The sequence below is a fragment of the Aurantimonas sp. C2-5-R2 genome, assembly GCF_036549495.1.
In the GTDB taxonomy this organism is placed as follows: Bacteria; Pseudomonadota; Alphaproteobacteria; order Rhizobiales; family Rhizobiaceae; genus Aurantimonas; species Aurantimonas coralicida_A.
Map to the genome: position 1 here is coordinate 1 of NZ_JAZHLJ010000090.1, position 12,171 is coordinate 12,171.

At 66.4% G+C, this 12,171-nt stretch carries 11 protein-coding genes; all 11 read left to right on the forward strand.

The window, feature by feature from the left end:
* Positions 1-64: 64 nt before the first annotated feature.
* The 11 genes from VQ044_RS21445 to VQ044_RS21495 all read left to right on the forward strand — a co-directional run bounded on the left by VQ044_RS21445 (position 65) and on the right by VQ044_RS21495 (position 11,892).
* Positions 65-712 carry a fatty acid desaturase family protein gene (locus VQ044_RS21445; RefSeq protein WP_327651269.1) on the forward strand — a complete coding sequence of 216 codons (648 nt, stop codon included), beginning with the start codon at positions 65-67 and terminating at the stop codon, positions 710-712.
* A 6-nt stretch (positions 713-718) separates the two neighbouring features.
* Entirely contained in the window at positions 719-2,473 is a 1,755-nt protein-coding gene (gene asnB, locus VQ044_RS21450) for an asparagine synthase (glutamine-hydrolyzing) (protein ID WP_327649507.1), read from the forward strand.
* Positions 2,470-3,534: a Gfo/Idh/MocA family protein gene (locus tag VQ044_RS21455; RefSeq protein WP_327649506.1), complete on the forward strand. Its 1,065-nt coding sequence runs from the start codon at positions 2,470-2,472 to the stop codon at positions 3,532-3,534. Before asnB ends, VQ044_RS21455 begins: the two co-directional genes overlap by 4 nt.
* Positions 3,531-4,382, forward strand: a complete 852-nt coding sequence (locus VQ044_RS21460; RefSeq protein WP_327649505.1) for an ROK family protein — start codon at positions 3,531-3,533, stop codon at positions 4,380-4,382. The genes VQ044_RS21455 and VQ044_RS21460 overlap by 4 nt, the downstream gene beginning before the upstream one ends.
* A gap of 50 nt (positions 4,383-4,432) precedes the next feature.
* Complete coding sequence (locus tag VQ044_RS21465) at positions 4,433-5,653, forward strand: DegT/DnrJ/EryC1/StrS family aminotransferase (RefSeq protein ID WP_327649504.1); 1,221 nt, start codon at positions 4,433-4,435, stop codon at positions 5,651-5,653.
* Positions 5,654-5,659: 6 nt separating this feature from the next.
* Positions 5,660-7,114: an AMP-binding protein gene (locus VQ044_RS21470; RefSeq protein ID WP_327649502.1), complete on the forward strand. Its 1,455-nt coding sequence runs from the start codon at positions 5,660-5,662 to the stop codon at positions 7,112-7,114.
* The gene (locus VQ044_RS21475; RefSeq protein ID WP_327649501.1) at positions 7,111-8,172 is read left to right on the forward strand and encodes a PIG-L family deacetylase; all 1,062 of its coding nucleotides are present in this window, start codon (positions 7,111-7,113) and stop codon (positions 8,170-8,172) included. The genes VQ044_RS21470 and VQ044_RS21475 overlap by 4 nt, the downstream gene beginning before the upstream one ends.
* A complete protein-coding gene (locus tag VQ044_RS21480) occupies positions 8,169-9,413 on the forward strand; it encodes a bis-aminopropyl spermidine synthase family protein (RefSeq protein WP_331827762.1) in 1,245 nt (414 codons plus the stop codon). Before VQ044_RS21475 ends, VQ044_RS21480 begins: the two co-directional genes overlap by 4 nt.
* A 188-nt stretch (positions 9,414-9,601) precedes the next feature.
* Positions 9,602-10,219 carry a DUF262 domain-containing protein gene (locus tag VQ044_RS21485; RefSeq protein ID WP_327649498.1) on the forward strand — a complete coding sequence of 206 codons (618 nt, stop codon included), beginning with the start codon at positions 9,602-9,604 and terminating at the stop codon, positions 10,217-10,219.
* A gap of 29 nt (positions 10,220-10,248) precedes the next feature.
* Entirely contained in the window at positions 10,249-11,031 is a 783-nt protein-coding gene (locus VQ044_RS21490; RefSeq protein WP_327649496.1) for a hypothetical protein, read from the forward strand.
* A 75-nt stretch (positions 11,032-11,106) separates the two neighbouring features.
* Positions 11,107-11,892 carry an MAE_28990/MAE_18760 family HEPN-like nuclease gene (locus VQ044_RS21495; RefSeq protein WP_327649495.1) on the forward strand — a complete coding sequence of 262 codons (786 nt, stop codon included), beginning with the start codon at positions 11,107-11,109 and terminating at the stop codon, positions 11,890-11,892.
* The last annotated feature ends 279 nt before the right edge of the window (positions 11,893-12,171 follow it).

Consider the following 12,171-nt stretch of genomic DNA (forward strand, 5'->3'; position numbering starts at 1 on the left):
GCAGCTGCGCCGACCTTTGACGGGCTTTACTCCGGGGAATGGGCGCACCCCACATTTAGTGGGCGTGGGTAACAACCGGATAGGCAAGCTTGCAAGCTTCACCGACACCCGTGTCCGCCATCTCCATCACCACCGCCATGTCGGCACGCCAGCCGACGTCTTCGATCGAAGCTGCCGGGATTTCACCAACCGGCGCGCCATCCTCCTCCATATCTTCGATCCCGCTCGCCTGCCGGCGTTCCTGCACGCGACGTTCATGCTGGCGCGGGGCGGCTGCACTGGTCCGTTCGGCGCCAAATCGCTCGCCCGGGCGCGGACCGAGCATCTGGCGCTCGCCGCGCTCGCCGTCGGGCTTATCGTCACCGGCGGCATTCTCGCGCCGCGCCTCCTCGTCTTCGGATGGCTCGTCCCGGCCTTCCTCATCGCGCCGCCGCTGCACTTCCTGATGACCGCGCCGGAGCATCTCGGCCGCGATCCGACGTCCCGCGATCTGACGGAAAACACCCGCTCCTATCGCGCGCCGGCGCTGTGGAGCTATCTGGTCAATTACGACAATTACCATCTCGAGCATCACCGTTACCCGGCATTGCCGTTTCATCGCCTGCCCGCGCTTCATGCGCGGCGGATGGGCGAGCATCCCGGCGGATCCGGCTATGGCGCCGCGCTCGGCGAGGTCGCGGCGGCGATCGCCGCCTGCCGGCGAACGGGCTAACCCGGCATGTGCGCGATCGCGGGGTGCATCTCCTTCGCCGACGCGCCGGACTGCCGTGAACTGCTGGTGGCGATGCGCCATCGCGGCCCCGACGCGTGCCGCCAATTCGTGCACGGGAGGGTCGCGATCGGTGCCGCGCGCTTGGCCATCGTCGATGCCGAACATGGCGCGCAGCCGATGCGGGACCCCGAAAGCGGCACCGCCGTCGTCTTCAACGGCGAAATCACCAACGCGGCCGAACTCCGCGAGGAGCTGAGCCGGCGCGGCCATCGCTTCCGCGGCCGTTGCGACACGGAAGTCGTGCTCGCCGCCTTCGTCGCCTGGGGCGAGGCCGCGGCGGATCGGCTCACCGGCATGTTCGCGATCGCCGTGAGATTTCCCGATCGCCTGCTGCTGCTTCGCGACCGACACGGCATCAAACCACTCGCCTTCCATTGCGACGCGCGCAACGACCGCTTCCTCTTCGCCTCCGAGGCGAAAGCGATCGCCGTCGTCCTGCCGCAGCCGCCAAGCCTCGACCTGACAACCCTTGCTGATTTCGCTGTCCTCGGAACGCCGGTCGACGGCGCCACCTTCTTCGAGACCATCACCGAACTGCGTCCGGGTCACATGATGGCGGTGACCTGGCAGGACCGCGTCCGCACCGGACCGCAGCGGACCTTTGCCGGTTCGGCACGGGCCGCCACGGCAACCCCGGCGGCAAGGGTAAGGGAAGCGCAAGCGGACGAACGCTTCGAAGCCGCTCTGATCGCGGCGGTTCGCCGGCATTGCGTCGCCGACACGGAGATCGTCGTCAGCCTGTCCGGCGGACTGGACTCGGCCGTGCTGGCACTGGTCGTGGCGGAGCAGGCCGGTCGCCCGCCACGGACCTTCACCGTTGCCGAGAATGCGGATCATCCGGATGCGGTCGCCGCCGAAAGGCTTGCCCGATCGCTCGGCGCCGAGCATGAATTCCTCGCTGTGTCGTTCGACGCGTTTCTGGCGGCGATCCCGGCGACGCTCCGCGCCGTGGAACAACCCGATCTCGCCGCCGGGCCGCTCTTCGCGCTGCTTTGCCATCGGATCGGCCTGACCGCCCGCTGCTGCCTGAATGGCGAGGGCGCCGACGAACTCATGGGGGGTTATGCGGCTTATCGGACACCGGAACGATCGCTCGCTGCCATCGAGACGGCGTTGCGGCGCGTGCGCCGGGCCGAGCTGACGCCGCGCGAAGGCGTGTTCACCCGGATCGAGGCGCTGCGTGCGGCGGCAACCACCGGCATCCTGCGCGATGCCCTTCTTGCCCACGATCGCGCCGATCCGCTGGAGCGCGGCCATCTGCAGCCGGTCGACCGACTCTCCATGGCCGCCTCGGTCGAAATGCGGGTTCCCTATCTCGATGACGATCTCGGGCAACTGCTGGAAGCCCTGCCGCCCTCGGTGGTCGTTGGCCCGCCGGGCGCGTCCGGCAAGGCGATCCTGCGCCGCTTCGCGGCCCACCGCTACGGCGAGCGCGCCCGCGCCATCGTCACACGGCCGAAGCTGATGATGCCGGAGGCCGCACGCGGTCACCTCACCCGGTTTCGCGGACTGTGTGAGCGCGCCATCCCCGATCGCGCTCTCCAATCCTCCGAATTCGGCGGTCTCTTCGACGATAAATCGGATTTTGTACTATTCGAGATGTTTCGCCGTCAGGTCTTCGCCAAGGGCGAACTGTCCGACATCCAGGAGGTCATGGCGGAGATGGCGGGGCGGCCCGAAGCAGCGCGGGCGGCCCCGTGAGCCCGCCTGCTCCTCTTCGAATGGGTTTCTGCGGCGCCGGCTGGGTGGTTCGCAACTGCTACCGGCCGGCCCTGGAAGCCCTTGGCGGTCGGATCGTCGTCGCGGTCGTCCTCGAGCCCGCCCCGGCGGCGCGAGCGACGGCCCAAGACCTGTTTCCCGAGGCCATGGTGGTGTCGACGCGCGAGGATCTGTTGGCGGCGCCGGTCGAGGCCATCGTCGTCGCTTCGCCGAACCCTTGCCATGTCGACGACACGGAAGCGTTTCTCTCGGCCGGCCTCGCCTGCCTGGTCGAAAAGCCGGTGCTGCGTGGCACCGCCGACCGGGCGCGCCTGACAGCCGCCGGCCGTCGCGGCGGGGCGGCGCTCGCCGCCGGAGTCGCCTGCCGTCACCGCCCCGACGTCCGCCGTTGGCTGGAGGGCGCAGCAACGATCGGCCCGCTCCGGCGGCTCGATCTGACCTGGCATCGCCATCGCGGCGTTCCGGCGACCGCCTGGCACCTAGCGGACTCGCCCGGCTGGACCGGCGTCTTCGCCGATCTCGGCTCACACCTTGTCGATCTGGCCGGCGCCGCGCTTGGCTGGCGTACCGACGGGCTGGACATTCGTTTCGCGCGCCAATCCCGTACGGGACACACCGCGCCCGCGGCGTGGTACGACGGGACAGCGCTAGAGGTCATGCCAAGCGCCACCGGCGTCGCCGCCCGGTTCGAGGCGGAGTTGCGCGTTGCAGACTGCGTCGTTCATCTCTCGGTTCGCTGGCTCGACGACACGCCGGGCGACGTGGTTCGGCTCGACGCAATCGGCGACGACGGCGCCTGCCGGCTCCACGGCCTGTTCGGTTTCTCGACCGAGCGCCGGACCCCGCATCAGCGCGTCACCCTGCGGCGACGCGGCAAGGGGCCGGAGATCGACGAATTCACGCCCGGGCCGGCTCTTCATGTGGAGGGTTTCGTGGCAATGCTCGACGTATTTCACCACCGCGCCGCCGCCGGATGGCGAGAGGAACCAGACCTCGCCTTTGCAGCCAGACTCGGCGATGCGATCGAAACGGCGCTTCGATGAGCGCACTCCTCGCCGTCGACCTTGGCGGGACGTTTTTGCGGGCGGCGCTGGTCGGCCCGAACGACGATATCCGCCGTCGGATCGGCACGATCCCGACACCGCCTCGGGCGACGGACTGTGCCCGCACGATCGCCGACGCATGGGAAGTGGCCGGGCGGCCGGAGCGCGTCGCCGTCGCGGCGGCGCCCCATTGCGACGCGGCGGGTCGGGTGGTCCGCTGGCCGAACCGTCCAGCTTATGAGGGCGAGGCGATCCTTCCCCCCGATCTTCTGGGCCGAATCGACATTCGCATCCTCGACGACGCGGCGGCCGCCGCCCTCGCCGCGCATCCGATGGGCACGCCGGACACGGCGCGCGAGACCACGGTCGCCATCGCGATCGGCACCGGGATCGGCGGTGGCGCGGTTGTCGACAGCCGCCTCCTGACCGGCCGAAGCGGCGCGGCGATGGCGGTCGGGCATATCAAGGTTCCCGCCGCCAGCGGTCTCGTCTGCGCCTGCGGCGAGGTCGGCTGCCTGCAGGCCGCGGCGTCCGGCCGGGCCTTGCGCCGCATGCTGGGCAAGTCGGATGCGGAAGCCTTCGACATCTTCGCGCTTCCAGCATCGATCCGCGATCCGGTTCTGGACCCCGCGGCCGATGCTGTCGCCGAGGCATTGGCGATCCTCGCCCGGGTGTTCGATCCACACAGGCTCACCATTTGCGGCGGCCTCGGCCTGTCGCCCTTGTTCGATCTCTGCGCCAAACGGTTCACCACCAGCGGCGGATTGCCGCCACCGGTCCGGCATCCACACGGCGTCGATGCCGCGCTCATCGGCGCCGCCCGCGCGGCATTTCGATCACTCGCTTGACGCGCGCAGTTACCTCCATAATACTACTTAAAGTTACATTCGAGGTATCGATGCACGCCGATTTCGCCTCCCGCATTCCGGCCTGGCCCCGCTTCGAGGAAGCGGACGAAGCCGCGATGATCGATGTGCTGCGGTCGCGGCGCTGGTGGCGCGGCAATGGCGATGTCGGCGACCGATTCGAGACGGCTTTCGCCGAGTTTCTGGGTGTGGGCCATGTCCGCGCCGTCTCCCATGGCACGGCGGCGCTGGAACTCGCGCTCGCCGCCCTCGGAATCGGCGCCGGCGACGAGGTCATCGTGCCGGCCACGACCTTTATCGCCACGGCCTCAGCGGTCCTCAGACTCGGCGCCTGGCCGATTCCCGTCGATGTCGAGCCGGACACGCTCAATATCGACGTGGCGCTGATCGAAGCGGCGATCGGGCCGCGCACCCGCGCCATCGTGCCGGTGCATATGGCCGGTCAGGCGGCGGAAATGCTCGAGATCATGGCGATCGCCCGCCGCCACGGCCTGTCGGTCGTCGAGGACGCAGCCCATGCCCATGGCGCCCGCGCCTTCGGTCAGGCGCTCGGCGCGATCGGCGACGCGGCGATCGTCAGCTTCCAGTCCGGCAAGCTGATGACCTGCGGCGAAGGCGGCGCGCTGGTCACCAACCGCGCCGACATCGCGGCCAAAAGCTTCGCGCTGCATTCCTGCGGCCGGCCGAAGGGCGACACGGACTATCGGCATATGATGCCGGCCACCAACATGCGGCTGACCGAGTTCCAGGCCGCCCTGCTCCTCGGCCAGCTTCGCCGCCTGCCGGACGAAATGGCGCGGCGCGACCTGATGGCGCCGTTCTTCGAGGCGCGGCTCGCCGAGGCGGGGCTTCGACCGCTGGCGACCCGCCCCTTCGTCGAGCGACACGGCCGCTACATGGTGCTGGCCTGGTTCGAGTCGGCCGATTTCGGCGGCCGCGACGCGGGCGCGCTGTCGGCCGAATTGCGGGCGATGGGAATTCCGGCCTTCCGTTGCTTCCCGCCTGTACACCGAACCGAAATGTTCGCGCCCGGCGCGCTCGGGAAACTTGCCGGCATCGCCGGTTCGCCGCCGGACTATGCCGCCCTGCAGACACCGGTCGCCGACGTGGCAGCCGGTTCGGTCATCTGGTTTTCCCATACGCTATTGCTCGGCGATGAAGCGCTGCTCGCCGACATCGCGGCGGCGATCGCCTCGCTGAGAACTGGAGCACCGGCAAGCGTCGCGCCCGCCCAATCCGCCGTTCCGGCGTAACCCCCGATGGGTCGCCCCGAGGCCGGCTTCATGGAATTGTCGGACGTTTTCAGCGAGACCCGTTTTGAGGAGGATGGCGGCTCGGCGTTCGATTTCCCAAGCTTTCAGGCCGCGGCGACACGCGCGATGGCCGCGGCATTCGCAGCGACGGACGCGCGCGGGCACCGGCTGGAACCTGGCGCCACGGTGCTTCTGGCCGAAGACACCGGCCTGTCGCTCTTGTCGAAGATCCTCGGCCTCTGGGATGTCGGGGCCATCCCGCTGGTTGCGCCCACCGGTGCAAATTCGGCGAGCGCCACATTTACGGACCAGACCGACTGGCGATGGGACGGCGAAGGGCCGTCGCGGCTTGGCGAACACGCCTCGGCACGCGCCCGCGCCGAGGGCGCCGACCCGGCCGCCATCATCCATCTGACCTCGGGCTCGACCGGTTCGCCGAAGCTTGCGCCGCGCAGCGTCGCGAGCCTCCTCGACGAGGCGGCGCGCTACCGCGCCCGCTACGGATTCCAGGCGGGCGAACGCGCGCTCGTCGCCGCGCCGATCGGCCATTCCTTCGGCTTCGGCGCTCTGCTGGGGCTCGTCGCGTCGGGTGCGATCATCCGTGTTCCGTCGGTGTTCAACGCCCGCCGGCTGGCGCGCGCGCTCCTCGCCGGTTGCTACGCTGTCGTCATCCTCACCGCCCCGATGGCGCGACTACTCGTCGCGGCCGCCCGCCGGAGCGACGTGCCAGCCGCTCCCGCGTTGCGGCTGGCGATTGCCGGGGCCGGCCCCGTCTCCGATGCCCTGTCGGCGAATTTCGCGGCGATGTTCGGCTGCCCGCTCGGCCGCAATTACGGCTGCAGCGAAACCGGCGCGACATTCGGAGACCCGGCGGCGCTGCCCGAAGGCGTCATCGGCCGGCCTTTCGACGACGTTCGTATCCTCAGCCCGTCCGGCGGCGAGACTGCCGAACTCGTCCTCGACCTCGGCCACGCGGTCCTCGCCGACACGGAGCGGCCGCTTTCCATCTGGCGGAGCGGCGACAACGCCCGCCGCCTGCCGGACGGGACGATCCGCCTGCTCGGCCGGCGCGACGCCCGGTTAAAGGTCAATGGCCAAACGATCGAGGCCGATTGCCTGATCAGCGCTGCCCGGGTCGTGCCGGGGGTCAGCGACGCGGTCGCCCTCGTTCTCCAGGCCCCCTCGGCGCCCGACCGCGACTATCTGGCCCTGGTTTGCGAGGGCAACGGGATCGCGCCCGGCCGGCTAGCGGCGGCGGTCGCCGAGCGGGGCGGGGCGATGCCGCAAGCGATCGCGACGCTCAAGCGCTTTCCCCGCACCGCCGCCGGCAAGCCGGACCGCGCGGCGCTCGCAGCGGCGGTGGTCTCGGGCAAGGCGAGGCGGATCGCTTGCCCGTCCGCCGAGCACCGCCAGCCGAACGCCCGCTTGCCGGATGACCCCGTACCGGCCGGGATCAAATGACCGGCACCGACGCCGCGGCGCCGAGCCCGCCCGGCGCGACGGCGCTGCTGCTGCCGCATTTTTCGCCGGCCCCCGACGGCGTGCGAACCGTCGGGGGCCGGATGGTGCGGCTAAATCCCGACAGGACGGCATTCGCCGCGAAGCTCGCGGTCGAAACACCGCTCGACGCGCTGCCCGACACAGAGGCCGGCGCGGAGCGCACCCTTGCCGGTCTCGTCCGAAGCGGCCTCGCCATCGTGCTGCCGCCACCGGTCGAAGCGGATTGCAGCGCCGGGGTCGATCTCATCCTGTCACCGCATGTGGACGACGCGGCGCTATCGCTCGGCGGCACGCTCGCATACGAGCGCAGCGACGGACGGCGCCGCATCGTCTGCAACATCTTCTCCGACCAGGCCTATCAGAGCGGGCTGCGGGCGCCGGCCGCCGCGCTTGCCGCGCTCGCCAGGGACGAGGACCGGCTAGCCGGGCGCATCCTCGGCTATGAAAGCCGCGATTGCGGCCTCCCCGGCGCGCAAGACCGCCACCGCCTGCCACTCGCCCGCACGCTCGGCTGGACGGAGGCAAGCGTCCGGGCTGAGGCGCGGTTCCGCCGGGAGATCGTCGATCTCGCGGCGCGCATTCTGGACCTCGTTTCGCCGGAGCCGGCGACGGGCGATGTCCGGCTGTTCGCCCCGGCCGGCATCGGCGGCCATCTCGACCATCTCCTCGTCCGGCTCGCCATGGGGGACCTCCTCACCGACTGCGCGCTCGATCCGGCCGGCGTGCAATTCTACGAGGATCTGCCCTATGCGGCGGCGAACATGCCCGGCCCGGCCGCGCCCGCCGGCTTTGCCCCGGCGCTCCAAGTGATCGGCGCGCCGGCCCTCGCCGCCAAGCTCTCGGCGCTGCGGGTTTTCCGGACCCGGCTGCGCGGTCCGCAGATCGCGCTGTGCGGCCGGCACGCGGTTCTCATCGCGGGCGAAAACGGCGCGGCGGAGCGGGTTTTCCGCCATTGCGGCACAGGGAGACACGTCGCAACGATGGACAGAAACGCCGCGCTCGGCTCTATGGCCCCATGACCGCTGACGATCACCCCCGCGCCGATCCCTCACCGCCCGCCGCCGACGTCCTCGCCGATGTCGCCAAGGCGACGAGCTTGCGCGAAGGCCGCGAGGGCATCGCGACGGTCCTACGGATCGTAGCAAGCGACGGCCCGCTGGCGCTGCGCGATCTGGCGCGGCTGGTGCGAATGCCGCTGCCCGTGGTCAGCGCCATCCGCCGCGAGCTGGAAACCCTGAAGCTTCTCGAGCGCGGCCAGGGCGTCGCCCTGTCCGCGACGGGCCGCGCCTTCGCCCGCGACGAACTCGGCCTCGAAGCGCCGCAACCCGAACCCGCCGCGCCCGGCAGTCCGGCCCGGCCCCCGCGCGCCCGCCCGGCGGACGATGCCGGCGACACGCTCGATCCCGTCCTCGCGCCGCTGCTGCCGGCGATGGAAACCCATCTCGCCGACGGGCCGAAGGTCGACGTCACCCTCGACCAGGCCCCCTGCACCGCCGAGACGGCGCTGCGGCGCGCCTTCGCCATGCACCAGGCGGGCGCCCTCGCCGGCCGGCGCATTCTGCTGATCGGCGACGACGATTCCCTGTCGATCGCCATCGGCATCGTCGCCCGCGCGCTCTCCGCGGCGCCGCGCCGGTTGACCGTGCTGGAGATCGACCCCGAGCGCCTTGCCCATCTGGAGCGCGGCGCCGCGCGCATCGACTTTCCCTTCGAGCGGATCGCCCACGACATGCGCGAACCGATGCCGGAGGCGCTGCAAGGCGGCTTCGACGTGATGGCGACCGACCCGCCCTATACGCTGCCCGGCATGGCGCTGTTCGTCGCGCGCGGCATTGAGGCGCTGGCGGCCGGCCCCGGCCTGCCGGTGTTCTTATCCTATGCCGATCTTTCCCCCGACGACCGGCTCGATCTGCAGGCGCGGCTGACCGAGCTCGGCTTGGCGGTCTTGCGCATGCGCCCGTCCTTCAACCGCTATGGCGGCGCGTCGATCCTCGGCTCCGTCGGGCAGCTGATCGAGTTGGAGACCACAAGCCGCACCGCCTCGCCGCTCGCCGGCCAGCGCTTCGACGGCGCGATCTATACCGGCGAAATCCGCCCGCGCCTTCGCCGCTATCGCTGCAAGGCCTGCGCCGCGCTGGTTCCGGTCGGCGCGGATCAGGCTGTCACCACCATCGAGGCGCTGAAGGAGGCCGGCTGCCCGCAATGCGGCGCCCACACCTTCGAACGCCAGCGCGGCGGCAAGAAGGGCCGCGGCGGGTGAGTGGGGGGATGGGGGGATGGGGGGCGACGCCGTGGCGTGCCCTAATTTCGAACACGTCGATTTGCACCTTAACCACGAAGGCCTTAGTTGTACGCTCACTGGGAGCAGCATCATAGCTCTCATTTCCATATTCAATTGAAGTCATGGCGCACTAGAAACCACGTAAAAAACAGAGAAGATCGAGAACAATGGCGGAAATCGAAGGCCTGCAGGACGATGACGAGGGGCTTGATGTAGGCAATATGGCCATACCGGCTGGCGCTTCTGACAAGGAGATTGAAAAGCACTTTGAATTCGGGCGCCTTAGGGTCGTGCAAGAGAAGAACGACATCTTCCTGTCACATGTTCTCGACTTCATCAGAGGTTCCGGCGAAAATCGTGTATGGACCAACCTGAAACCAGAATACCAGCGCCGTCTTCGGTGGGATAACAAAAAAAAGAGTAAGCTCATAGAGAGCTTTATTATGAATATCCCCGTCCCGCCGATTTTTCTTTACGAAAAGACACTGGGAAAATTCGAGGTCATGGATGGCCAGCAGCGCCTGAATGCGATTTCCGAGTTCTGGGCTGGGAGCTTCGAGCTGGAGGGGCTCAAGATATGGGCTGCCCTGAATGGTCGCACCTACGCACAGCTGCCGCCACTTGTACGCCGAGGTTTAGAGGCCGTTTCGAAACCCTGCCAAGACCAGCCTCCATGGTTCACCCGGGACGCCCAAACCCGCGGAAATCGGGTATCATGTCATTGCGGAGCGACCATCCGAGGGGCCTTTGAACCCGCCGCAGTGAGTTTCGAAACGGACTCTTAGAGCGCGCTAAGATCTCCGCGATCACGTTGATGTCCGACACCTCGGGAAGAGACGATAACAGCATTGAACTTAGAGCTCAGGTCTTCGAGAGACTAAATACGGGCGGGAAACGCCTGAATGCACAAGAGTTGCGGAACTCTCTTTACTCCGGCCCGTTCAATGACATGATAATTTTTCTTTCAAAGGAAAAAAAGTTCACTGACGCCTGGAGTATACCTGATCACAAAGACAACACGCTTGCCGATGAAAGCGTTACGGACGAACTAAAGAATAATGTACTATATAAGCGAATGACTGATGTTGAAATCGTTCTTAGGTTCTTTGCATTTCAGGAAGGCGAGAAGATCTCTGGCTCAGTTCGCTCGATGCTAGACTCCACCATGAAGTCCAATCGAAATATGAAGGAAAATGAGATCGAAACAGCGAAGAGGCAGTTTCGTGATACGTTAACCCTTGCCCACGAGGTTTTCGGAGAGGACGCCTTCCGCTTGCCCGGCGATGGTGAGCGCAAGGGCAAGCTGTCAAAGCCACTTTATGATGCGCAGATAATCTCGCTTCTCAGGCTCCTCGATCGCGCCGATGAAATTCGAGCTGCCGCTCCCGCGATAAAGGAAGCGGTTATGAATTTGGCGCGACCGGATAGCGACACGTACGAGTTGATGGTTGGTCGCGGCAACACGGCCGCCACGATCAAAGATCGGATTGCTAAGAGTCCGTTTCGAAACTCACTGCGGCGGGTTCAAAGGCCCCTCGGATGGTCGCTCCGCAATGACATGATACCCGATTTCCGCGGGTTTGGGCGTCCCGGGTGAACCATGGAGGCTGGTCTTGGCAGGGTTTCGAAACGGCCTCTAAGGTGCAAGGCGCAATTCAAGACGTTATCGCAAATGACGCAGCTTGATAGCGCGAAGGATCGCGCATTTTCATATCTAGCGGAGCTTCGCCAGACTGCTGCAGTACGGCAGTTTTTCTCTGAAATCATCATTGGACGAAATGGTGACCTCATGGGGGCGTTTGGTTACGATACGGCCGTGAAGGCACGTCTCAGGGAAGCCGTAAAGCTCAAAGCCACCCCACCAGCAGCTCTCTACCGCGGTCTTTTTGTCCAGGCCAATTCGATATTCGAGGCGTACGTGCGTGACCTCTCCTCGATCGTCGCAGAACACAAAGTCTCGAGGGTCACGACCTATTCCGAGTTGCCTGAAAAATTTCGTCTCCAGCATATTCACCTGTCCAGCCAAATCCTACAGCACGTAAAGACTGGAGCGGTCGCTGGCCAGAAGTTCAACTTTGATCGCCTGACCAATGCATTGGGACAGTGCTTTTCCAACTCCCACGAATTTTCGATCATGCCCGAGGTGTTCACATTGATGATGGGAAATGCGACGCCTGATCGACTGGAAACGCTATTCGAAAAGCTCGGTCTTCCAGAACCGTTCAATCCAGGTGTCGGCCGAAGCGCCGCGATTAAGAAAGTAATTGGCGAAATACGCCAAGCGTCCGCAGCCAAACTAGCGAAAGAGAAGCTTCATGAATTAGTCCGCTTACGAAATACCTTGGTGCATGGTGATTTGAGCACCGCTGTTGAGCAGTCGGATTTAGACGAGGCGGTTGATTTCTTTGAGGCTATGATTGAAAGCTTTGACGAACTTGCGAGACCTATTCTCGCCTAATCTGTGTGCTGCAGCAATCCTAGAATTTTTTGAGTCCCGAACTGTTCCAAACTTATCTCCAAAGTCGGTGATCCCCTTTATGCGCAGTTAGAAAGATGACAGGCGCTAAAAACGCATAGCTAGTGGATTAGCCGAGACGGAAGAGTCCTTCTGGGGATTCCCCACTGGGCTGGCGCGTGCGAAACTGACGTATGCGCGATGGAATATCGATTACCCTTGGAAACGGAGATCGCCAGCGGCTGGAGGCGATCATCGCCGACCGCAACGCGTCTCAAAAGC

Bases quoted from the DNA above. Each gene is read 5' to 3' on its own strand.
- VQ044_RS21490 (WP_327649496.1), top strand. From the start codon at position 10,249: ATGTCCGACACCTCGGGAAGAGACGATAACAGCATTGAACTTAGAGCT.
- VQ044_RS21475 (WP_327649501.1), top strand. From the start codon at position 7,111: ATGACCGGCACCGACGCCGCGGCGCCGAGCCCGCCCGGCGCGACGGCG.
- VQ044_RS21460 (WP_327649505.1), top strand. From the start codon at position 3,531: ATGAGCGCACTCCTCGCCGTCGACCTTGGCGGGACGTTTTTGCGGGCG.
- VQ044_RS21480 (WP_331827762.1), top strand. From the start codon at position 8,169: ATGACCGCTGACGATCACCCCCGCGCCGATCCCTCACCGCCCGCCGCC.
- VQ044_RS21465 (WP_327649504.1), top strand. From the start codon at position 4,433: ATGCACGCCGATTTCGCCTCCCGCATTCCGGCCTGGCCCCGCTTCGAG.
- VQ044_RS21495 (WP_327649495.1), top strand. From the start codon at position 11,107: ATGACGCAGCTTGATAGCGCGAAGGATCGCGCATTTTCATATCTAGCG.
- asnB (WP_327649507.1), top strand. From the start codon at position 719: ATGTGCGCGATCGCGGGGTGCATCTCCTTCGCCGACGCGCCGGACTGC.
- VQ044_RS21470 (WP_327649502.1), top strand. From the start codon at position 5,660: ATGGGTCGCCCCGAGGCCGGCTTCATGGAATTGTCGGACGTTTTCAGC.
- VQ044_RS21485 (WP_327649498.1), top strand. From the start codon at position 9,602: ATGGCGGAAATCGAAGGCCTGCAGGACGATGACGAGGGGCTTGATGTA.